This window comes from Massilia pinisoli, assembly GCF_024753285.1.
GTDB classification, from domain to species: domain Bacteria; phylum Pseudomonadota; class Gammaproteobacteria; order Burkholderiales; family Burkholderiaceae_D; genus Telluria; species Telluria pinisoli.
Genome location: NZ_JANUGW010000007.1, coordinates 187,245 through 211,215, shown reverse-complemented (window position 1 = coordinate 211,215; position 23,971 = coordinate 187,245). Strand labels below are relative to the sequence as shown.

The following is a 23,971-nucleotide window of genomic DNA, read 5'->3' as shown; positions in this document are numbered from 1 at the left end:
GGCTTATTTGCGCAGGACGCTGCGCAGGTAGTCGTCGTGCGCGGGCATCGTCGCCGCCATCGCGGCGATCTGTTCGCGCCGCTGGCGCAATGCCTGCCGCGCTTCCTCCAGCGGCACCTCGTTGAGCACGGGGTCCAGGAATTCAGGCCAGGTGCCCATGCCGGCATAGATCGCGAGCCAACTGGAAGACTCGAACCCCTCCGCCGTGCTGTACAGGTTCAGCGCGCCGGTCTGGCGCCACGCATGCATCTTGAAGACGAGCGTGTCGGGCAGCTCCTTGGTGACCATGTCGCGCCAGAATTCGCTGTCGCGGCGTCCGGTAAGGCAATAATGCAGGATGATGAAGTCGCGGATGCGCGCATACATCTTCGTCATGCTGCGGTTGTAGGCGTCGACAACGGGCGCGGCGGGCGGCACGCCCGGCTTCAGGGCCTCGAGCATATGGTGCAGGCCACGCTGGATCATCATGATGCTGGTCGATTCGAGCGGCTCCAGGAAGCCGGACGACAACCCCAGCGCGACGACGTTGTGCACCCAGAAACGTTCGCGGTGGCCCGTGGTGAAGCGCAGCAGGCGCGGTTCGGCCAGGGCTGGGCCATCCAGCTGATCGAGCAATTGTTGGCGTGCGCGGTCCTCGTCGATGTAGCGGCTGGAAAAGACGTGACCGTTACCGATGCGGTCGATGAGCGGGATACGCCATGCCCAGCCCGCTTCAAGCGCGGTCGCCCGGGTGTAGGGCGTGATGGCGGCGCCGGTCGGTGCGCTTGACACGGCCCAGGCCCGGTCCACCGGCAGCCAATGGCTGAAATCGACCCAGGGCTCTTCCAGCGTGCGTCCCAGCAGCAGCGACGAGAAACCCGAGCAGTCGATGAACAGGTCGCCGGCCACCGCGCGGCCATCCTCCAGCTTGAGCCGGTCGACGCCGCCGTCGGCGCGGCGCATGACCTCGACGATGCGCCCTTCGGTGCGCCGGACGCCGCGCTTCACGGCGATGGTGCGCAGGAATACGGCATACAGGTTCGCGTCGAAATGGTAGGCGTAGGTGTACAGGTTCCCCTGATCCTTGGGCGGCTTCGCGAAGCGGCCCTGCGTGGCCATCACGGTGGGCAGGCATTGGTCGCCCAGCACGCCCAGCGTGGGGTCGTCGACCCGGCGGTACTGGCCCCACAGGCACGTCGGACCGGCCACGTCGGCGAAATTGCCGAACGTATGGAAATAATGTTCCCCCTGGGCGCGCCAGTCGCGGAACTGGATGCCCAGCTTGAACGTGCCATGGGTGGCGCGCAGGAACTCGGTCTCGTCGACGCCTACCGACGCGTGGAAGTCGCGGATCGATGGGAAGGTCGCCTCCCCGACGCCGACAATGCCGATCTCTTCCGATTCAACCAGCTCGACCGTGCTGCCGGGCTGCGCCGCCTTCACCGCGAGCGCGGTCATCCAGCCGGCAGTTCCGCCACCGACGATCACGATGCGTTTGTAAGCCGTTCCCATGTCTCTCTCCTCGTCCCCATGTCGCCTCGCCTGCTGCTTCAAGCAGTCTATTGCAAAACAGACAGTTTTATATATATTACATACAAAACAAGTCACAAAAAAGCGACAGCAGGCGTCGCGCGCCCGCCATCGCTTCGGGTATTACTTGGCGTTCATCAGCGCCACGGTGGTGTCCAGCATGCGGTTGCTGAAGCCCCACTCGTTGTCATACCACGACGACACCTTCACCAGGCGGCCCGACACTTTGGTCAGCGTGGCGTCGAAGTTCGACGAGGCCGGGTTGTGGTTGAAGTCGACCGAGACCAGCGGCTCCGTGTTGTACGTCAGGATGCCTTTCAGCGCGCCTTCCGATGCGTCCTTCATCAGCTTGTTGATCTCTTCGACGGTCGTGTCGCGCTTGGCGATGAACGACAGGTCAACGATCGACACGTTGATGGTCGGCACGCGGATGGCGTAGCCGTCCAGCTTGCCGTTCAGTTCCGGCAGCACGAGGCCGACGGCGGCAGCGGCGCCGGTCTTGGTCGGGATCATCGACTGCGTGGCCGAACGGGCGCGGCGCAGGTCTTCGTGCATCACGTCGGTCAGCACCTGGTCGTTGGTGTACGCGTGGACGGTGGTCATCAGGCCGTTTTCCAGGCCGATGGCATCGTTCAGCGGCTTGACCAGCGGGGCCAGGCAGTTCGTCGTGCACGATGCGTTCGAGATCACGGTGTCCGTCGACTTCAGCACGTTCTGGTTCACACCGAACACGATCGTGGCGTCGACGTCCTTGCCGCCCGGTGCCGAGATGATGACCTTCTTGGCGCCGCCTTTCAGGTGGGCCGAGGCTTTTTCCTTGGTGGTGAAGAAGCCGGTGCATTCCAGCACGACGTCCACGCCCAGCTCGCCCCACGGGATTTCTGCCGGGTTACGCTGCGCGAACACGCGGATCTTGTCGCCGTTGACGATCATGGTGTCGCCTTCGACCACGACGGTGCCCGGGAACTTGCCGTGCGTGGTGTCGTAGCGGGTCAGATGGGCGTTGTGCTCGGCGTTGCCGAGGTCGTTGATCGCCACGATCTGGATGTCCTGCTTCTTGCCGCCTTCGTAGAAAGCGCGCAGCACGTTGCGGCCGATACGGCCATAGCCGTTGATTGCTACTTTGATCGTCATTTACTCACTCCTGATTAAAAAAATCCTAACACCGAAGCATAGCGTGAAACCCGCACGCCGGACAGTCTCCATGTCCGACGGCGGGTGCAATCCATCAAGCCGCGAGGACCGATTTGACTTTGGCGACGACATTCTCGACCGTGAAGCCGAAGTGCTTGAACAGCACCGGGGCCGGGGCCGATTCGCCGAAGGTATCGATGCCCACCACGGCACCTTCCAGGCCGACGTACTTGTACCAGAAGTCCGTCACACCGGCCTCGACGGCCACGCGCGGGATGCCGCGGCCCAGCACGGCGGCCTTGTAGGCCGCGTCCTGGCGCTCGAACACATCGGTCGACGGCATCGACACCACACGCACCTGGACACCCTGGCCCGCCAGGGTTTCGGCGGCTTTCACCGCCAGTTCCACTTCCGAACCCGTCGCGATCAGCACGGCGGCCGGGTTCTGCACTTCACGCAGCACGTAGCCGCCCTTCGCGACGTTGGCGACCGTGGCCGCGTCGCGCTCCATGAACGGCAGGTTCTGGCGCGAGAAGATCAACGTGGACGGACCGTCCTTGCGCTTGACGGCCTCGCCCCAGGCGACGGTCGATTCCGTCGTGTCGCACGGACGCCAGTTGTCCAGGTTCGGGATCAGGCGCAGGGACGAGACGTGTTCGACCGACTGGTGCGTCGGGCCGTCTTCGCCGAGGCCGATCGAATCGTGCGTGAACACGAACAGCGAACGGATCTTCATCAGCGCGGCCATGCGCAGCGCGTTGCGGCTGTAATCCGAGAACGTCAGGAACGTGGCGCCGAACGGGATGAAGCCGCCGTGCAGGGCGATGCCGTTCATGATGGCCGACATGCCGAACTCGCGCACGCCGTAGTTGACGTGGTTGCCCGGCGTGCCCGAACGCAGCGGGATCGATTCCTTCCAGTTGGTCAGGTTCGAGCCGGTCAGGTCGGCCGAGCCGCCCAGGAATTCCGGCAGCACGGGCGCCAGCGCCTGGATCGCGTTCTGGCTCGCCTTGCGGGTGGCGATCGTTTCCTTCTTGTCGATCGTCGAGGCGATGGCGGCGGCCAGCGTCTCTTCGAATTTGCCCGGCAGGTCGCCCTTCATGCGGCGCTCGAATTCGGCGGCCAGTTCCGGATACTGCGCGCGGTAGCCGGCGAAGACCTCGTTCCACGCACCTTCGGCGGCTGCGCCCTTCTGCTTCTGGTCCCACGCTTCGTAGATCGGGGCCGGAATGTCGAACGGGATGGCGTCCCAGATCAGGTGCTCGCGCACCGCGGCGACTTCCTTCTCGCCCAGCGCGGCGCCGTGCACCTTGTCGCCGCCCTGCAGGTTCGGCGAGCCCTTGCCGATGATGGTCTTGCAGCAGATCAGCGTCGGGCGGTCCGACTGCTTGGCCTTGGCGATGGCCGCGTCGACCGCGGCGACGTCGTGGCCGTCCACGTGCGGAATCACGTTCCAGCCGTACGCTTCGAAGCGCTTCGGCGTGTCGTCCGTGAACCAGCCTTCGACCTTGCCGTCGATGGAGATGCCGTTGTCGTCGTACAGCCAGATCATTTTGTTCAGGCGCAGCGTGCCGGCCAGCGACGCCACTTCGTGCGAGATGCCTTCCATCAGGCAGCCGTCACCGACGAACGCGTACGTGTAGTGATCGACGATGTCGAAGCCCGGACGGTTGAATTCCTTGGCCAGCAGCCACTCGGCGAGGGCCATGCCGACGGCGTTGGCGATGCCCTGGCCCAGCGGGCCCGTCGTCGTTTCCACGCCCGGCGTGATGCCGACTTCCGGGTGGCCCGGGGTCTTGCTGTGCATCTGGCGGAAGTTGCGGATGTCGTCCATCGACAGGTCATAGCCCGACAGGTGCAGCAGAGCGTAGTGCAGCATCGAGCCGTGGCCGTTCGACAGCAGGAAACGGTCGCGGTTCATCCACCCCGGATTGGTCGGATTGTGGCGATAGTGGCCGTCCCACAGCGCGACGGCGATCTCGGCCATGCCCATGGGCATGCCGGGGTGGCCGGAATTCGCCTTCTGGACGGCGTCCATCGCCAGCGCGCGGATCGCGTTGGCCATCAGGGTGGTGGTTTGCAGAGATTTCATGGATGTGAAGGTCTGAGGATTGGAAAGCGGTGGCGGTCAAGCGGGCCTTAACCGGGTATTTTACCAGAGCATGACCGCCTCGCTTTAAAATGCCGGCTCGTTAACGGTTCCGATTGCCATCCATGCCACGTTTTTACTGCCCCCAGCCGCTCTTCCCCGGCAGCGTCGTCGACCTGCCTGACGCCGTCGCCCACCACCTGCACGTCGTGCGCCAGCAGGCCGGCGACGAACTCGTGCTGTTCAATGGCGACGGTGGCCAGGCGCGCGCGCGCCTCGTCGAGATCGGCAAGCGCCGGGCCAGCGCCGAGGTGCTTGCGCTCGACGCCGTCGATGTGGAACTTCCCTTCCGCGTCACGCTGGCCCAGGGGCTGCCCGAGGGCAGCAAGATGGACTGGATCGTCGAGAAGGCCGTCGAGCTGGGCGCTTCGGCAATCGTGCCGCTGGCCGCGCAGCGCTCCGTCGTCCGGCTGTCCGGCGAGCGCGCCGACAAGCGGCTCGCGCATTGGCAGGGCGTCGTCGTCAGCGCGTCCGAGCAGTGCGGGCGCAACCGGCTGGCCGACGTCGCGCCCGTACAGGATCTCCACCGCTGGCTCGGCCAGGACGCGGACGGCGGCACGCGCATCCTGCTCTCCCCGCGCGCGGGCGCGTCGCTCGCGCAGTGGGCGCGCGCGACGCCGGCGCAGGACGTGACGGTGCTCGTCGGCCCGGAAGGCGGCTTCACGGACCAGGAAGAAGAGGCGGCGGTGGCGGCCGGCGCGCTGGCATTGTCGATGGGGCCGCGCGTGCTGCGTACGGAGACGGCGGGGCTTGCGGCGTTGGCGATTCTGGCGGCGGGTTGGGGCGGCATCTGAACCAAAGATGCGCCCCTCAGCGCGATCAGCCTAATTTCCCCCGGGACTTCAGGCCGGGCAGGTCAAGCGCGTTGCGTCGAACCAACGCTGATGCCATATAAAGTTTTGTTTTTTTGGGGACCTCTTGCCTCACAGGAGTGCGCCCCATTCGGCTGTCATCCATTCGTGCGCATTTCTTGCGCGGCGCACCACATATATAGACAACTATCCATCAACAAATTCGGCTGAATCGTCGCCTATCTGTGACGAAACCTTTTCGTTTACTCCTCATTGAGTTTCCATCCGCGTGAGCGCGGATGCTGCGCCACAGCATAAAGCCCAACAACCCTTCTGCACCAAATTGGTGCGTGGCGGCATGGTATTTACGCAAAAATCGTGATTTCTGGAAATTGACATTTTCAACATGAATGTGTTTTTATCTCATGCATACACGTTATCACCGTGCAATTATTTTCTCGGGATCGCGTGTGGGAGAAAAAAACAGTGGTCAGCTTCATTTCTACGACGCAGAACTCTGCGGTTAATGCGCCGCAATAGAACAGCATCAACTTAGAACAGGAAACTACATGCTCAAGAAAACCGTCCTAGTCCACGCACTCGCCCTCGCATTCGGAGGGGCAGCACTGACCATCGGGCTGATCGAGCCCGCGATGGCGCAGTCGAACGCGTCCGCCGTTATCTACGGTTCGGTAGGCAATCCGGCAGGTGCCACGGTCTCGCTCACCAACACCGACACCGGGCTGAAGCGTACGGTCAACGTCGATCCAACGGGTAACTACCGCGCCGCTGCGCTGCCGGCAGGCCACTACCGCGTCGACCTCATGCGCAACGGCGCCGCCGCCGGCACCACCGAGGTGGATGCCATCATCGGCCAGGGCGTTGACGCCTCGTTCGCTGCCGCCGCCAATCGGGTGGAAGTGACGGGCCGCCGCGTGCGCATCGACGTGTCAAGCGCCAGCAACGGCGCCGTCTTCACCGCCAAGGAACTGGCTGCCCTTCCGATCGAGCAGAGCGTGGCCTCGATCATCCAGCTGGCCCCGAACACCACGCGCGCCGACCCGCGCTACGCGGCCGGCGCCTCAATGGGCGGCGGCGGCGCGTCCGAGAACGCGTTCTACATCAACGGTTTCCCCGTCACCAACCCGCTGACCCAGCTGGGCGCATCCGAACTGCCTTTCGGCGCGATCGCCCAGGCCCAGGTGCTGACCGGCGGCTTCGGCGCCGAATTCGGCCGTTCGATCGGCGGCGTGATGAACATCACCACCAAGTCCGGCACCAACCGCTGGGAAGCCGGCGCGACCGCCAGCATCGAGCCGAACTCGCTGCGGTCCAAGGCACGTAACGTCTACTTCACCGGCAATGGCGTGATCGACGACGCCACGGGCAAGCCGTACAACGGCGCGCTGTACGCGAAGAACGATCTGTCCGGCGACACCACGCGCCGCTACGGCGCCTACGTCGGCGGCCCGCTGATCGAGGACAAGCTGTTCATGTTCGTCGCGGCCGAACGCATCGGCGAGACCAAGAGCGGCGTGAACGGCACGTACATGGACGAGTCCAGCGGCTCGAACGTCGACACCGGCTGGCTGGACCAGAAGAACACGACGACCCGCTACCTGGGCAAGTTTGACTGGAACATCACCGACAACCATCGCCTCGAGTGGACGACCATCGGCGACAAGCCGACAGCGGATCTGCGCTACTCCGGCTTCAGCTACGCGGACTTCTCGCGCAACAACGTGGTCAGCTCGGGCGGCCACTACGAGAGCGTTGCGAACGTCACGCCAACCATCGGCGCGAAGACCAACATCCTCAAGTACACCGGCAACCTGACCGATGACCTGACCGTGTCCGCCCTGTTCGGCAAGAACAAGACCAACCACGTCAGCGCCCTCATGGGTTACGACCCGAACGTCCCGGGCGTGGTGATCGCCTCGAATGGCAATCCGCCAGGGATCACCATCAACAACCCGCAGCCGTTTGCCGGCAAGAACATCGAATCGCCGTATTCGTACGACACCGTGACGTCGAAGCGCCTCGACATCGAGTGGAAGCTGGGCAGCCACACGCTGCGCGCCGGTCTCGACGACAACAAGATGTCGTCCTATGGCGCCGGCGACATGACTGCCGGCGGCTCCACCTGGACCTACTACCACACCAGCACCCCGAACGATCCGATCCAGATGACCGGTTACCCGGGCACGGTCAATAACGGCAGCGGTCCGCTGGCCGCCGCAGGTTATTACGTGCGCAAGAACACGTTCACGGACGTGACCGCGGTGTTCTCGAACCAGTCGGCCCAGTACATCGAAGACCGCTGGCAGGTCACCAAGGACCTGCTGGTCACGCCGGGCCTGCGCGTCGAGCAGTACAAGAACCTGAACGGCGACGGCGCCGAGTTCCTGAAGATGAACAACCAGCTCAACCCGCGCCTGTCGGCGGTTTGGGATGCCAACGGCGATGCCAGCCTGAAAGTGTTCGGCTCGCTCGGCCGCTACTCGATCCAGATCCCGACCCACGTCGGTATCCGCGGCGCGTCGCGTTCGACCTACGTCCGCAGCTACTACACGTACACGGGCGTGGGTGCTGACGGCCAGCCGACCGGCCTGACGGCGATCACGCCGCAACCGGTCTCGCCGGACGGCGAATTCGGCCAGGCCAAGCTGCCGCAAACCGTGGCGGCGCAGAACCTGAAGCCGAGCTACCAGGACGAGTTCACTGTGGGCTTCGAGCGCGCCTACTCGCCGAGCCTGAATTTCGGCGGCAAGTTCACGTTCCGCACGCTGCGCCAGACCATCGACGACTGGTGCGACGAGCGTCCGTTCGACGACTACGCGACCGCCCACAACATCGACACGTCGAACTGGAGCGGCTTCTCGTGCGCCTCGATCAACCCGGGACGCACCAATGACTTCCTCGTCGATTACTCGGGTACGGGCAAGAACCTGACGCCGGTCTCGATCACCGCCGCCCAGATGGGCTTCGAAAAGGCCACGCGCAAGTACACCGCGCTGGACCTCTTCCTGGAGCACCCGATGCGCGACGGCTGGTACGGCCGCGTGAACTACACCTGGTCGCGCAGCAAGGGCAACACCGAAGGCCAGACCTTGTCGGCAGTGGCACAGACCGACGTGGCCGCGACCCAGACCTGGGACATGCGCGAGATCATGGAGCACGCGAACGGCGTCCTGCCGAACGACCGCACCCACCAGATCAAGGCATTCGGTTACTGGCAGGTCCTGCCTGAGTGGATCGTGGGCGGCAACTTCCTGGCCGCATCGGGCATGCCGGTCACCTGCCTGGGCGACTATCCGGACGTGAACAACGCGATGGCAGGCCAGTATGGTTCGGCCTTCCACTACTGCTACGGCAAGACGGCAGCGGAGAACGTGCCGGCGCCGCAAGGTACGGGTCCGCACCTGCCTTGGGACATCCGCCTGGATGCGTCGCTCGCGTACAACCCGGCCATGGTCAAGGGCCTGAGCCTGAAGGTGGACGTGTTCAATGTGTTCAACAAGCAGACCGTGCAGCAGGTCGACCAGCAGTACAACAGCGGCAACGACGTGTCGCCGACCTACTTCACCCCGGGTGCGCTCGTGGGTTATACCGCGCCGCGGAGCGTGAAGTTCTCGGTGGAATACAACCACCACTTCTAAGCGCAGGGGCGCAAGCCCTTTCGCGACATGAGGACCGCCCTTCGGGGCGGTCTTTTTTTAGGTTCATCGCGCTTTGCCGGGGAACGGGGCAAGACAGGCAGGATCGGCGCGCGCAGGTCACGGCTCGTGCCCACCTGCGGGTCGGGGGAAGTGTCCGGACGCCGAGGTGGTCTATTGATCTAAGCCGCCAGGCGCCTGAACAAAGATCGGACTTCCTGAAAATCGAGGATGCGTTGCCCGGTACAGTGCGACGAACGTAAAAAACCCGGTCCGCGGCGGACCGCGGACGGGGTTTCATATGACGGCGGCATCGCTGCCGCCGCGCTCACGTCCGATTAGAACGTATAGGACAGACCGGCGCTGAAGAAACGGCCCACGGCGCCTGCCTGGTGCAGCGAGGCGTTGTACGACGTCTGTGCACCCGAGTTGCCGTAGGTTGCGACGTCGGCCGGCGGCTGGCGGTCGAACAGGTTCAGGATCGAACCCTTCAGCGTGAGGTTCGGGCTCAGCTTGTACTGCAGGTTCAGGTTGACCGCGGTGAACGACGCGACATGGCAGTAGTACTCAGGCTGCGGCAGGTTGCGGAAGTAGTTGCGGCCGCCCACGTTGAAGCTGGTGCCACCCTTGCCCGAGCAATCGTTCACGCCCAGCGACGGGTCGATGGTCGAGAAGTCGCTCGTGTAGTTCACGGTCGTGTTCACGTCCAGCGGGCCGCGGCTCCATGCCACCGAGAACTGCGCACGATCCTTCGGGCTGCCGGTTGCGCCGGAGATGGCGGACGGGCCCTGCGTACCGGCCAGCTGATAGCTCACGCCGCCGGCTGCATCGGTGATGTAGCTGAAGGTGTGTGCAGCGCTGAGGTTCACACGCAGGGCGCCGAAGTCGCCCGGCAGGCGCCAGCGGTAGCCGACGTCCGCTTCGATGCCGCTGGTCTTGGTGCCGCCCAGGTTCACGTACGGCGAGGTCGCGTAAATGATCGGGCCGACAGACGGAGTGCCAACACTGTTGGTGCCGTCGCCGTTGGCGATGTCGACAGGGGTGATCGGACCGCGTACGAATGCCGGCACGTAGGTCGGGTCGTTGCCGGCGGCCGACACGATCTGGTTGGTGACCTTGATGTTGTAGTAGTCGAGGGTGGCGTTCAGGCCACGCACCGGCTCCAGGATCATGCCCAGCGTGTACGACGTCGATTTCTCGGGCTGCAGCGACGGGGTGGTCAGCTGGACGTACGGCGGGTTCAGGCCGCAGGCGGTCGGCACGTTGCCCTTGGTGTTTGGATCGCCATTCTTACACAGGACCGGGTCGTCGATACCGTTGAAGGTGAAGAACGAACCTGCATTGCCCACCTCGGCCGGGTTCGGTGCGCGGAAGCCCTTCGCGTACGTACCGCGCAGGCCGAACATATTCGACTGCGTCCACTTGAAGCTCGCCGCCGGCGTGAACTTGTTGAAGTTCTTGTAGTGGTCGTAGCGGCCCGACGCGTGCAGTTCCAGGCTCTTGATCGGGGTCGCCTGCAATTCGGCGAACACCGCCGAGTTCGTCTCGTCGCCGATCACGAACGCCGTGGTCTGCGCCACCTGGCCGTTGGCTGTCAGGCTTGCCGCCGGCGAATTCTGGGTGCGCTTGTGGTAGTGCGCGCCGACTGCCAGCACCAGCGGACCGGCGCCCAGCGGCATCAGTTCGCGCGAACCGAATGCATCCAAGTAGTTCAGCTTCGACTCGAGGGTGTTCGAGAAGTGCGGCGAGACCTGGGCCAGCAGGTCCGGCGAGTTGCCGCCGACCGGGTTCCAGGTACCGTTGAAGATGGCGTTGTACAGGGCTGCACGGTTGATGTAGCCACTGTAGTCGATATCGGTCTTGACCTTGGTGATGCCGCCGGCGATCCTCGTGTCCCAGCCGTAGGCGGTGCCGTGCAGGTCGAGCGCGAAGCGGGTCGTGGTCGCCGTGTTGTCCTGGGTCGCGAACGGATCGGTGCCCGGGATGTAACCATACAGGCGAGCGGGGACGCCGAGCTGGTTGAACGAGGCGGATGCGGGGATCAGGGTGCTCGGCACGCGGCTGTTACCCGAGATCACGACACCATTGTTCAGCGAGTTGTTGCCGCCGAAGGTCGTCGGCGAATAAGCCGACAGGTAGCTGCCGCGGTTGTTGATGCTGTTACGCTGGAACATCGAACCCTTGAACGCCAGTTCCCAGTCCTCGCTCAGCTTCTTCGTCAGGCCGACCATCAGGTTGATGTTCTCGGTCTGCGGCTGGATATTCGTGACGGTGTCACGGATCGCGCAACCGCCGCTCATGTACAGGTTGTAGTTACACTTGCTCGGATCGAGGAACTGGAAGTTTTTCGGGTCGCCGGTACCCAATGCGTTGTACAGGAACGGGCTGTTGGTCGCGGTCAGGCGCGAGTTCAGGGAGTTCGGAACGCCCAGGCGGATGTTGTTCCCGCCGCGCGAGCGCCAGTCGGCGTTGGCCCAGCTGAACTGGTCGCGGTCGGAGACCTTGATCGCGCCCTGGCGGCGCCACTCGGCCGTGACGAAGGCGTTATAGCCATCGTTGTCCAGGTCGCCGATGCCGGTGCTGACCGAAGCGCGATGGGTGCGGCCGCCGCCGTGTTGCGTGTTGCCGGATTCGGCAGCCAGGCGGGTGCCGGTCAGGTTCTTCTTCAGAATGATGTTCACGACGCCGGCGATTGCGTCGGAGCCGTACAGCGACGAGGCTCCGCTTTTCAACACTTCGATGCGCTCGATGGCATCGAAAGGAATCGAGGAAACGTCGACGAAGGAGCGCTGGGCGTCGTCGGACAGCGGATACGGAGCGAGGCGGTGGCCATCGACCAGCACCAGCGTTGCGCCGACCGTCAGGCCGCGCAGCGAAATACCCGAGGCACCGTTCGCGAACGCGCCCGAGAAGCCGGTGCCGAGCGTACCCTGGCCGTTGGCGGCGAGGTCGTTCAGCAGTTCGGCGACGGAAGTCTTACCGCTTTTCTGGATGTCCTGGGCCGTCAGCACTTGGACGGGGGTCGGGGTCTCGGTGTCGGTGCGGCTGATCAGCGAGCCGGTCACGACCACGCGCTGCGGGGCCTGGGCACTGACCGCATCTTGCGTCTGGGCCATTGCCGGTGCGGCAAACAGGGCACCGCTGGCAATTGCACACGAAACCGCAAAGGGCATCGACTTCAATTTAAACGTCATGTACTTCTCCTTCTCGAATCTCTCAAAGTGGTTTCTTACGATCACCACATGCAGAACGGCGCTTACGCGCGGGGGCGGCCAAGCTGCGCCGCCCCCGCGTGCACTGCCGTCGCCTGCAAAGGCTTTTGGCCTGGTGCGTTTAAACTACTGCGGACTGTCACACTAAACTGCCGTGTATTTTCGTTATTCGTCCTGTAGGACGAACCCTCTCAATTGACGTTTCATAGATATAAAACGTTACTGACTAGACGATAAAACCATAGCAAAAGCAAAAGTGTCAATAAAACACAATTAGCGAAATGTGTAGAAACAACAGATTTGGAAAACGAATCTGACAATGCCTTTTACTGGTGCGGTGCAGCACCGCAACGAGTCCGATTTCCATGGGATATGCACCATTACGGCCAGTCAATGGCACTTGCGAAGGAAAGGCAGAAGAATCGCCAGAAATCGTGTTCGACGCACCGCAACATGATTTTTTTTGAACACATGCATATTGGATCGCATGGGTCGATCCGGCGCCCCGAAGCCTGGGTTGCGGCAGTTGTCGATACAACCAACATCGGTTGCTCGGCTACAACACCACTGTTCGCTTCTGCCCGGCCGGCGGCCGCCGCCTTTCCTGCCGGCCGGGGTGGCCGATGCCTTATACTGGCGCCTGTCTCGACCTGCCGCCGCCGGCACGGCGCCGCCTGGTGCCACCGCGCGCGGCCTACCACTCATCATGCTGCGAATTAACGAACTCAAACTGCCCCTGAACCACCCAGACCACGCCCTGCGCGACGCCATCGTCGGCCGGCTTGGTATCGCAAGCGACGACCTGATCGACTTCACGATCTACAAGCGCAGCTACGACGCCCGCAAGAAGAGCGCCATCGTCCTGATCTACGCGCTCGACGTCACCGTGCGCGACGAAGCGGCGGTGCTGGCCCGGCTGGCGCGCGATCCCCACGTGGTCCCCGCGCCCGACACCGGCTACAAGTTCGTCACGACCGCCCGGCCGGCGCCGGACATGCCGCGTCCGGTCGTCGTGGGCATGGGACCGTGCGGGCTGTTCGTCGCGCTGATCCTCGCGCAGATGGGCTTCAAGCCGCTCGTGCTGGAGCGCGGCAAGATCGTGCGCGAACGCACGGTCGACACATTCGGCTTCTGGCGCAAACGCAAGCTGAACACGGAATCGAACGTGCAATTCGGCGAAGGCGGCGCCGGCACCTTCTCCGACGGCAAGCTGTACAGCCAGGTGAAGGACCCGAAACACTATGGCCGCAAGGTGTTGAACGAGTTCGTGAAATCGGGCGCGCCGGAAGAAATCCTGTACGTCAGCAAGCCGCACATCGGCACCTTCCGCCTCGTCAAGATGGTCGAGCAGATGCGCGCCGAGATCCTCGCGCTGGGCGGCGAGATCCGCTTCCAGACGCGCGTGGAAGACGTGCTGATCGAAGGCGAAGGCAATGCGCGCCAGGTCGTCGGCGTCAAGCTGCACACGGGTGAAACGCTGCCCACGCGCCACCTCGTGATGGCAGTCGGCCACAGCGCGCGCGACACGTTCCAGATGCTGTACGACCGCGGCGTGTACGTCGAGGCGAAGCCGTTCTCGATCGGCTTCCGCGTGGAGCACCCGCAGTCGCTGATCGACGTGTGCCGCTTCGGCCCGAACGCCGGCAACGAGATCCTCGGCGCGGCCGACTACAAGATCGTGCACCACGCCTCGAACGGCCGCAGCGTGTACAGCTTCTGCATGTGCCCGGGCGGGACCGTCGTCGCGGCGTCGTCCGAGGAAGGCCGCGTCGTCACGAACGGCATGAGCCAGTACTCGCGCGCGGAACGCAATGCCAACAGCGCGATCGTCGTCGGCATCACGCCGGCCGACTATCCGGGCCACCCGCTCGCGGGCATCGCGTTCCAGCGTGAACTGGAATCGCGCGCGTTCGTCCTCGGCGGCAGCACCTACGATGCGCCGGGCCAGCTGATGGGCGACTTCGTACGCGGCGTACCGTCGAAGGAATTCGGATCCGTGATCCCGTCGTTCAAGCCGGCCGTGCACCTGACCGACCTCGCCCCTTCCCTGCCCGACTACGCCATCACCGCCATGCGCGAAGCCTTCGTCGCGTTCGACAAGCAGATCAAGGGCTATTACAAGGAAGACGCCGTGCTGACGGGCGTCGAGACGCGCACGTCGTCGCCGATCCGCATCAAGCGCCACGACGACAGCCTGCAAAGCCTGAACACGCGCGGCCTGTACCCGGCCGGTGAAGGCGCCGGCTACGCGGGCGGCATCATGTCGGCCGCGATCGACGGCATCCGCGTCGCCGAAGCCGTCGCGCTCTCGATGGTCGGCTGACGCCAGGCACACCGCCAACGAAAAAGGGCCGGGCCCCGTGGATACGGAACCCGGCCCTTCGCATTGGCGCGAGCGGCTGACGACTCTTGGTCCGCGCTCGCGTAATGCCTGGCTTGGAGCTTAGAACTTGTAGTTCGCGCTCACGTAAGCGGTCTGGCCGTGCGGGTCGTACCAGCTCGGATCGTAGCCCGTCTGGAAGTACGAACCGCCCGTGATGACGTCCGTCGGCTTGCGGTTGAACAGGTTCTTCACACCGGCCGTCAAGGTCAGGTTGCGGAAGCCGCCGTAGCTGGCCTGCGCATCCCACGTCGAGAACGCACCCACGCGCTGGGCGACGAACGGACCTTCCGACGGCGTGTCGAAGCGGATGTTGTCGTAGTAGCCCGACTGGAAGTTATTGGTCAGCGACGCGCCCCACTTCTGGAATTTCCAGTCCAGCGTGAGCTGGTCGCGCCAGCGCATGACGACACCAGCGCCCGAGTTCGACACGGCGTTCAGCAGGTTGCCGCTCGCATCGACCGTGCGCGCCACGCTCTGCTGTACGGTGCCGTCCGGCAGCGTGAGGTCGTACTTCGTCGTGTAGGTGCCGTTCAGGCGCAGGTTGAAGTTGCCGTAGGTCGGGCTCTTCAGGATGGCCCAGCGCGCATCGACGTCGATGCCGGCCGTCTTCACGCCGCCAGCGTTGATGTTGGTGCCGACGATCGAAGTGATGTTGTTCAGCGCGTCGCGCGTCACGAGGCCCGTGTACTGCGCATTGCCGGCCGCGGCCTGGCCAACGACGAATGCCGGTGCCAGCGACGTCACGAGGTTGTTGACGTTGATCTTCCAGTAGTCGACGGCGATCGACAGGCCCTTGACCGGATCGACGACGACGCCGAACGCCGCCTGCTCCGACTTCTCCGGCTTCAGGTTCGGGTTACCGCCGTACATCACGTTAAACTGGCCGGCCTGCTTGGTGACCGGGTCGGTGAACGTCCCGCTCGTGCCCAGCGTCTGCTGCGTGTACAGCTCGGGCAGCGACGGCTCGCGGAAGCCCTTGCCGTACGACGCGCGCAGCAGCAGTTGCGAGAACGGCTGGTAACGGAAGCTGACCTTCGGATTCGTCGCGGTGGCGTTCGGATAGCGGTCAGTGCGGACGGCCACGTCGGCTTCCAGGTGCTTGATGATCGGGATGATCGTTTCGGCGAACACGGCCGACGAATTGCGCGATGCCGACAGCGGCAGCACGGCGGAGCCGTAGCCCGACACGTCGCCGCTCTGGTACGCGGTGCTCGGGTTGACGGACAGGTTCTCGTCGACCAGCGACGCGCCCACGGCGAAGCTGACGGCGCCGGCCGGCAGCTGGAACAGCTCGCCCGACACGCGCGCGTTCAGCGCATCGTTGCGCAGCACGGCGTTGATGATCGGGCCGGCGTAGTTCGTGCTGCGAATCTGGGCCGCCAGTGCCGGGTCCTGGTATTGCGTGAACGGATTGAAGGCGTTGTTGTTGCTCAGCAGGTTGATCAGCGCGACCTGGTTCTGGTAGCCGCTCAGCGTACGCTCCGTCACGTCGCTCGAGTTGTGCGTGTAGGCGACGTCGTAGTCATAACCCTTGACGTTGCCGCGGAAGCCGAGCACGAGGTGCGAGCTGGTCGCGGTGTCTTCCGCCTTGCGCTCGCCGCCGTCGAAGGCGCGGTAGCTGACGCTGACCGGCTGGCCGGCGACATCCGGTGCGTTCGCGGCGAGCCATGCCGATGGATAGTACGGGCTGTTCGGTGCGAGGACGATCGACGGGTACACGTTCTGCTGCGCGAACGCCGGGTCGGTCGACAGGAACGCGTTGCTGTACGGCGAAGGCTGCGCCTGCTGCAAGGTCACGTTACGCGACACGAAGCCTTCGGTGAAGAATTCGGCGTTGTCGTTCAGCTTGAAGCGGAAACTGCCGCCCACGTTGGCGCGCTTCACTTGCGGCACGAGGTTCACGTACGGCGAGCTGTTGAAACGGCAGGTGCCGAAATTCGCATCGTAGGCGCTGCCGTTGTTGGCGCAGTTGTTCGGTGCGAGGGGATTGCCCAGGCCCGTGCCGGTCGAGGTCAGCGTGTTCGGGACGACGCCGTTCGCGTTCGGCGTGGTCGTCGGCAGGAACGTGGTCAGGGCGCCGCTCGGGGTCGCGCTGGCGTCGCGGAAGCCGTCGTCGCGCCAGGCGTTCTGCGCATAGCTGCGCTGGCGGCCGAAGATGGCGTCGTCCTTGCTGACGTCGGCCGACACCGTGAAGTTGTAGCGGTCGGCGTCGATGTCGCCCCAGCCCGCGAGGATGCTGGCCTTCTTGGTCTGGCCGCCGCCGTAGCGGCTGACGCTGGCGTAGCCGTTCAGCTCCACGCCCTGGTAGTTGTTGCGGGTGATGAAGTTGATGACGCCGCCGATGGCGTCGGAACCGTACACACCCGACGCGCCGTCCTTCAGCACTTCGACGTGGTCGATCGACGCGAGCGGGATCGAGTTGACGTCGACCGCGGTGCCGTCCGTCGCGTAGTTGCCGAGACGGCGGCCGTTGACCAGCACCAGCGTCTTGCTGGCGCCGAGGCCGCGCAGGCTGGCCGTCGATTCACCGTAGGTCGACAGGCCCGCGCCTTCGGCCTGGTTCGTCGCGCCGACCATCGAGTTCGCGGTCAGCGTCGTGAGCAGTTCGGCGGTATTGGTCGCGCCGCTGCGCTTGATGTCGTCGCGGGTCACCATCTGGACCGGCAGCGAGCCTTCGACGTCGGCCCGCTTGATCGACGAACCCGTCACTTCCACGCGGGCGATCGGCTGTTGCGCGTCCTGCGCCAGCGCGGCCTGCGCGAAGAGGGCCGAGCCCGCCACGAGGCCGCCCGCGAACATCACGCGCACGGCGCGCGAGATAACTGTTTCCTTGAGCATTGAACTTCCAAATGTAAATTAATGAGGCCTATCGAGTGGCCGGCGATTCGATGCCGGCCCAGAACAGACCACGAATAATGATCGCCGGATTATACCTAGGTCAATATTTACGCAGGTAATTACGTCGATATACAACATTACATTTAGAAACAAATGTTCACTTGGCATAGAGTATTCGGCCCGATCAAAAGCCGGATTCGCGACCAATTGTCACATTCCTGGGGAAACTAGAGCCAGCCGGCCTTCTTGAACTTGCGGTACATGTAGAGGCATACCGCGACCATCATGCCGAGGGCCACCGGATAGCCCCACTTCCATTCGAGCTCCGGCATGTACTTGAAATTCATGCCCCACACGCCGGCGAACGCCGTGAACACGGCGAAGATCGCGGCCCATGCCGCCAGGCGCTTGTTGACTTCGCTCTCGTCGATCGAGACCATCGACAGGTTCACCTGGATCGCCGTGCTGATCGTGTCGCGGATCGCGTCCATGCGGCCGGCGATGCGGATCAGGTGGTCGTGCACGTCGCGGAAATAATCCTCGGTGCCCTCCACCAGTCGCGGCACGCGCCCGCCGTGCAGGCGGCCGATGGCTTCCAGCAGCGGGAACACGGCATGGCGCAGCACGAGGCCCCGGCGTTTCAATTGGTACAGCCGCTCGACGTTCTCGCGCTGGGCGCCGTGCGTGAAGATGCGGTCCTCGACGGTCTCGAGTTCCGATTCGAGCATGTCGACAATGGGGAAGTAGCGGTCGACGACGGCGTCCATCAGCGCATACATGACGAACGCGGAGCCCATCTTGAGCAGGTGCGGCTCGCGCTCGGCACGCGCGCGCACGCCGAGGAACCCCTTGGCGGAATCGCGCCGCACGGACAGCACGTAGTTCTTGCCGGCGAAGATCGCCAGTTCGCCGGTGGCGAGGTGGTCGCCGTCGACGAGGTCGACCGTGTGCACGACCGTGAACAGGCAGTCGCCGTATTCCTCGATCTTGGGGCGCTGGTGGCCGCGCGCGGCGTCCTCGACGGCGAGTTCGTGCAGGTCGAACTCTTCCTTCATCTGCGCCATCTCGGCGTCAGTGGCGTCGCGCAGGGCAACCCAGACGAAGCAGCCGGGCTTGTCCAGGTAGTCGCTGATGGCCTCGACGGAGATGTCGCACAGCTTCTTGCCTTCCTGGTAGGCGACACAGTTGATCAGCATGTCATCGGATGTTGTTGCAAAGATGACAGAGCTTACACCATTGACGCGCCCATTCGGGTAGGGTGGACGGCTGTGCCGTCCACGCGTTCAAGCGGCGTATGCGTTATTCGTCTTTCGCCCCGTCGATGCCGAGCTCGGCAATCTTGCGCGTGATGGTATTGCGCCCGATCCCGAGCCGGATCGCCGCGTCGTTCTTGCGACCGTGCGTGTGCTTCAGCGCCGTGCGGATCAGCGCCGATTCGAACTGGCGGCCCAGCACGTCCATCACCTCGACCTGCCCTTCCGACAGCATGCGCGCGGCCTGCAGTTCCAGCAGGCCGATCCAGCCGTCGGTCCCGTTCGGGAGCGCGCCGTTGCCCACGCCGTTGCCGGCGCCGTCCAGGCCATGCAGCGCACCGATGCCGGCCGCCGACGACGCATACGCGCCGCCGCCCACGCCCGTGCTGATGCCGACGGCCAGGCTGTTGGTGCCGGCCGGCACGGGCTGGGCCTGCGTGAGGTCGCGCGGCAAATCCTTCACCTCGACCGTCTGGCCCGGCGCCATCACGGTGATCCAGTTGCACAGGTTTTCCAGCTGGCGCACGTTGCCGGGCAGCTCCAGGCCGGTGAGGAAGCGCAGCGCGTCGTCGCTCATGCGCTTGGTCTCGACGCCCAATTGTCGTGCACTCTGCACCAAGAAGTGGCGCACCAGAATGGGGATGTCCTCGCGCCGCTCGCGCAACGAGGGGAGGCGCAGGCGAATCACGTTCAGGCGGTGGTACAAGTCTTCGCGGAACAGCCCGTCGCGCACGCGCTGCTCCAGGTTCTGGTGCGTGGCCGCGATCACGCGCACGTTGGCCTTCACGGGCTGGTGGCCGCCCACGCGGTAGAAATGGCCGTCGGACAGCACGCGCAGCAGGCGCGTCTGCAGGTCGAACGGCATATCGCCGATCTCGTCCAGGAACAAGGTGCCGTTCTCGGCCTGCTCGAAGCGGCCGCGCCGCATCGCCTGCGCGCCCGTGAAGGCGCCGCGCTCGTGGCCGAACAGCTCCGATTCCAGCAAGTCTTTCGGGATCGCGGCCGTGTTCAGCGCGATGAACGGCTGCTGCGCACGCGGGCTGTGCTTGTGCAGCGCGCGTGCGACGAGTTCCTTGCCGGTGCCCGATTCGCCGGTGATCAGCACCGTCACGTTCGACTGCGACAGGCGGCCGATGGCGCGGAAGACTTCCTGCATGGCGGGCGCCTGGCCCAGGATCTCGGGCGTTTCGGACGGCGCGATGTCGACGCTCGCGTCGCGCAGGCTTTCCTCGAGGGCGCGGCGGATCAGGGCGACGGCCTTGTCGATGTCGAACGGCTTGGCCAGGTATTCGAAGGCGCCGCCCTGGAACGAGGCGACGGCGGAGTCGAGGTCGGAAAACGCGGTGATGACGATGACCGGCAGGCCGGGATGGCGTTCCTTGACGGCGGCCAGCAGGTCCAGGCCCGATTCGCCCGGCATGCGGATGTCCGACACCAGCACTTGCGGCGTATCCGTCTCGAAAGCGGCCAGCGCTTCGCGTCCGCTGGCAAAACTCCGGGTGGCGAGGTTCTCGCGCGCCAGGGCCTTTTCCAGCACCCAGCGGATCGATGCGTCGTCGTCGACAATCCAGATTGGTTTCATGTAGTTCTAGTTCCCGCGAAGGTTCAAGGGGGACCGCAGAGCCGCCCCTCGATGTCGCCTGCTTATGGCAGGGGAATCAGGATGCGGAAATCCGTCAGTCCAGGCCGGCTTTCGCACTCGATCAATCCCATGTGCTGCTGCACGAAAGTCTGCGCCAGCGTCAACCCGAGGCCGCTGCCGCCTTCGCGCCCGGAGACGAGCGGATAGAAGATGCGGTCGCGGATGTCGGGGGCGATGCCCGGTCCGTTGTCGATGATATGCAAGTCTAATGCCAGGCCGTAACGGACCTTCGCCAACGTCATCTGACGGGCCACGCGGGTGCGCAGGACGATCTCGGCATCGCCCGCCGCGATCCGCGACCGCAGGGCCTGCGCCGCGTTGTGGACGATGTTCAGGACGGTCTGGATCAGTTGTTCCTTGTCGCCGCGGAATTCCGGAATCGACGCATCGTAGTCGCGCCGGATCGCGAGGCCCGACGGGAACTCGGCCAGCACGAGGCTGCGCACGCGCTCGCACACCTCGTGGATGTTGACATCGCCCACGATGTGCGGCCGGCGGTGCGGTGCCAGCAGGCGGTCGACGAGGGTCTGCAGGCGGTCGGCTTCCTTGATGATGACCTGCGTGTATTCGCGCAGCGAACTCAGGTGCACGTCCGGCAACTCGAGTTCCAGCAATTGCGCCGCGCCACGGATGCCCCCGAGCGGGTTCTTGATCTCGTGCGCGAGGTTGCGGATGAGTTCCTTGTTGGCGAGGCTCTGGTCGAGCAGCCGCTCTTCGCGGTCCAGCTTCAGTTGCTGCACGTTCTCGCGCAGTTCGACGACGACTTCGGCCTCGCCGGCCGCGCTGACGATGCTGTGCACGTGCAGCGGATCGCGCGCCGGGCGGAACAAGGTGAGGTCCTGGCGCAGGTCGGCGTATTTGTGGGCGATCGCCTGCTCGCACAAGGCGCCCAGCTCTTCCCCGTTGGTGAACAACGCGACCAGCTTCTGGCGCGACAGCGCCTTCGCGGAGATGTCGAGCAGGTGCTCGGCGGCGGGATTGGCGTAGCGCACCAGCCCGCCGGCATCCGCGACCAGAACCGCGGAAGCGAGCATGTCGAGGCCTGCGAAACGGTCGTGCTGGGAAGGCATATCCGGGGTACCGTTCATCGCAGAGGGACGTCCTTATCGTATGTTGGCGAGCTCGCGCTTGAGCGCCTCGATGTTCTTTTCGCTGCGGCCGATGTCGTCGCGCATCTGGGCCACGCGCTCCTGGTATTTCGCGTAATTCTTTTCGTTGCCCTGGCGTTCCGGCTCGCCGTTGTTGAAGACTTGCTTCAACTCCGCCAGCTTCTTTTCCTCGGACCGCAACTCGTCCTGGAGGATCGCGCGCCGGTCGTCGTCGCGCGCGCGCTGCGTGGCGTTGTCCACGCGCGGGAAATTGCTCGGCGCGGCCGCCGCCGGTGCGCGCGCAGTCCCCTGGCGCATCGTCACGGCCGGGGCCGGCGCGCGGGGCGCGGGAATCGCGCCCTGCGTATCGATCGCCTTGCAGTTGGGCTGGCTGGCCGTGTCCGTGTACAGGACCCGGCCATTCTCGACGCATTTATAGACTGTCGTCTGCGCCTGCGCCTGCAGCCCGGCGAGCGCCAGCAACGCCAACGCACCCAGCTTCATCACACTCGTTGTCATTCGCATCAGTTCGACCGCGCGGCATTCCGCGCATGCATGTATACCTGGCCGACTATACCGCAACCGATAAAAAAACGCGGGGTCAGGCGTTGCCTTTCCCCGCGTTTGTTATAACTGCGTCACGACCAATGATGCTTTGGCGCAACGCATTATCAGTCGATTACGACGAGTAGTACATGTCGAATTCAGCCGGGTGCGGGGTCATGCGCAGACGCTGCACTTCGTTCATCTTCAGCTCGATGTAGGCGTCCAGCATGGCATCGCTGAACACGCCGCCGCGGGTCAGGAATTCGCGGTCCTTGTTCAGGGCATCCAGCGCTTCTTCCAGCGACGAGCAGACGGTCGGGATCAGCTTGTCTTCTTCCGGCGGCAGGTGGTACAGGTCCTTCGTTGCCGCTTCGCCCGGGTGGATCTTGTTCTGGATACCGTCCAGGCCGGCCATCAGCAGTGCGGAGAAGCACAGGTAGACGTTGGCCAGCGGGTCCGGGAAGCGCGTCTCGATGCGGCGGCCTTTCGGGTTCGCCACGTGCGGGATACGGATCGATGCCGAACGGTTCTTGGCCGAGTAAGCCAGCTTGACCGGGGCTTCATAGCCCGGCACCAGGCGCTTGTACGAGTTCGTGCCCGGGTTGGTGATGGCGTTCAGGGCCTTGGCGTGCTTGATGATGCCGCCGATGTAGTACAGGGCCGTTTCCGACAGGCCGGCATAGCCGTCGCCGGCGAACAGGTTCTTGCCGTCTTTCCAGATCGACTGGTGGACGTGCATGCCCGAGCCGTTGTCGCCGTTCATCGGCTTCGGCATGAAGGTGGCGGTCTTGCCGTAGCTGTGAGCCACGTTCCAGATCACGTACTTCAGGTTTTGCGTCCAGTCGGCGCGCTCGACCAGCGTCGAGAACTTGGTGCCCAGTTCCATCTGGCCCGCACCCGCCACTTCGTGGTGGTGCACTTCGACCGGGATGCCCAGCGATTCGAGGATCAGCGAGATTTCCGAACGCATGTCCTGGAAGCTGTCGACCGGCGGGACCGGGAAGTAGCCGCCCTTGACGGACGGACGGTGGCCGCTGTTGCCGCCTTCAAATTCTTTTTCGGTGGACCAGGAAGCTTCTTCCGAATCGATCTTGACGAAGCAGCCCGACATGTCGACTTTCCAGCGGACGGAATCGAAAATGAAGAATTCCGGTTCCGGGCCGAAGTAGGCGGTGTCGCCGATGCCCGACGACTTCAGGTACGCTTCGGCGCGCTTGGCGATCGAACGCGGGTCGCGGTCGTAGCCCTTGCCGTCCGACGGTTCGATCACGTCGCACTGCATGAACACGGTGGTCTCTTCAAAGAACGGGTCGATGTTCGCGGTGTTCGGATCAGGGATCAGCAGCATGTCCGATGCTTCGATGCCTTTCCAGCCGGCGATCGACGAGCCGTCGAATGCGTGGCCGGATTCGAATTTGTCTTCGTCAAAGTGCGAGATGGGAACGGTCACGTGCTGTTCCTTGCCGCGGGTATCGGCGAAGCGCAAATCAACGAACTTGACTTCGTTGTCCTTCAGCATCTGCATTACATCTGCGGCGGTCCTTGCCATTCGTATCTCCTAAGTCAAAAAGGGGTGTCGACGCCAACCGGGCGTGCGACAGGCGCGTTTCCTTCTAAGCAGAAATTATGCCAGCTTTTTTCCATGAGCAAATAAATAATGGATACTTTGAGGTCACTCAATTTGCCCCTTAAAATCAATGACACGGTATGTGTGCACGGATTTGATGCAATCTCAAGCATACGCACCAAACAGGTGCAATTTGTTGAGTA

General features: G+C 64.0%; 12 protein-coding genes and 1 pseudogene. 3 read left to right on the top strand and 10 right to left on the bottom strand.

The features are described 5' to 3' along the window. Positions 1 to 3: 3 nt before the first annotated feature. From NX784_RS12150 to tkt, 3 genes and pseudogenes are all read right to left on the bottom strand, one after another. On the bottom strand, positions 4 to 1,491 hold the full coding sequence (locus NX784_RS12150; protein ID WP_258816919.1) for a tryptophan halogenase family protein: 1,488 nt from the start codon (positions 1,489 to 1,491) through the stop codon (positions 4 to 6). Between the two features lie 141 nt (positions 1,492 to 1,632). Then, positions 1,633 to 2,643, bottom strand: coding sequence for a type I glyceraldehyde-3-phosphate dehydrogenase (gene gap / locus NX784_RS12145; RefSeq protein WP_258816918.1), 1,011 nt, complete (start codon positions 2,641 to 2,643; stop codon positions 1,633 to 1,635). 94 nt (positions 2,644 to 2,737) lie between these two features. Then, a pseudogene (gene tkt / locus NX784_RS12140) lies at positions 2,738 to 4,768 on the bottom strand (transketolase); the annotation flags it as partial. Between the two features lie 89 nt (positions 4,769 to 4,857). Between tkt and NX784_RS12135 the strand changes: the two are divergent. Continuing rightward, positions 4,858 to 5,586, top strand: coding sequence for a 16S rRNA (uracil(1498)-N(3))-methyltransferase (locus NX784_RS12135; protein ID WP_258816917.1), 729 nt, complete (start codon positions 4,858 to 4,860; stop codon positions 5,584 to 5,586). Positions 5,587 to 6,152: 566 nt separating this feature from the next. Continuing rightward, positions 6,153 to 9,242, top strand: a complete 3,090-nt coding sequence (locus NX784_RS12130) for a TonB-dependent receptor (protein WP_258816916.1) — start codon at positions 6,153 to 6,155, stop codon at positions 9,240 to 9,242. 335 nt (positions 9,243 to 9,577) lie between these two features. On the opposite strand, the gene NX784_RS12125 is transcribed toward NX784_RS12130, so the two are convergent. After that, positions 9,578 to 12,355, bottom strand: a complete 2,778-nt coding sequence (locus NX784_RS12125) for a TonB-dependent receptor (protein WP_258816915.1) — start codon at positions 12,353 to 12,355, stop codon at positions 9,578 to 9,580. Positions 12,356 to 13,157: 802 nt separating this feature from the next. Between NX784_RS12125 and NX784_RS12120 the strand changes: the two genes are divergently transcribed. After that, positions 13,158 to 14,774, top strand: coding sequence for an NAD(P)/FAD-dependent oxidoreductase (locus NX784_RS12120; RefSeq protein ID WP_258816914.1), 1,617 nt, complete (start codon positions 13,158 to 13,160; stop codon positions 14,772 to 14,774). Positions 14,775 to 14,894: 120 nt separating this feature from the next. Here NX784_RS12120 and NX784_RS12115 read toward each other — a convergent pair whose 3' ends face one another. The 6 genes from NX784_RS12115 to glnA form a co-directional block, all read right to left on the bottom strand. After that, positions 14,895 to 17,672, bottom strand: a complete 2,778-nt coding sequence (locus NX784_RS12115; RefSeq protein ID WP_258816913.1) for a TonB-dependent receptor — start codon at positions 17,670 to 17,672, stop codon at positions 14,895 to 14,897. A 227-nt stretch (positions 17,673 to 17,899) separates the two neighbouring features. Continuing rightward, positions 17,900 to 18,868, bottom strand: a complete 969-nt coding sequence (gene corA / locus NX784_RS12110) for a magnesium/cobalt transporter CorA (protein ID WP_258816912.1) — start codon at positions 18,866 to 18,868, stop codon at positions 17,900 to 17,902. 103 nt (positions 18,869 to 18,971) lie between these two features. Beyond that, positions 18,972 to 20,507: a nitrogen regulation protein NR(I) gene (gene ntrC / locus NX784_RS12105; protein ID WP_258816911.1), complete on the bottom strand. Its 1,536-nt coding sequence runs from the start codon at positions 20,505 to 20,507 to the stop codon at positions 18,972 to 18,974. Positions 20,508 to 20,569: 62 nt separating this feature from the next. Then, positions 20,570 to 21,655, bottom strand: a complete 1,086-nt coding sequence (glnL, locus tag NX784_RS12100; RefSeq protein ID WP_258816910.1) for a nitrogen regulation protein NR(II) — start codon at positions 21,653 to 21,655, stop codon at positions 20,570 to 20,572. A gap of 15 nt (positions 21,656 to 21,670) precedes the next feature. Beyond that, the gene (locus NX784_RS12095; protein WP_258816909.1) at positions 21,671 to 22,174 is read right to left on the bottom strand and encodes a DUF4124 domain-containing protein; all 504 of its coding nucleotides are present in this window, start codon (positions 22,172 to 22,174) and stop codon (positions 21,671 to 21,673) included. A gap of 160 nt (positions 22,175 to 22,334) precedes the next feature. Further along, on the bottom strand, positions 22,335 to 23,750 hold the full coding sequence (glnA, locus tag NX784_RS12090; protein ID WP_258816908.1) for a type I glutamate--ammonia ligase: 1,416 nt from the start codon (positions 23,748 to 23,750) through the stop codon (positions 22,335 to 22,337). Positions 23,751 to 23,971 lie beyond the last annotated feature (221 nt).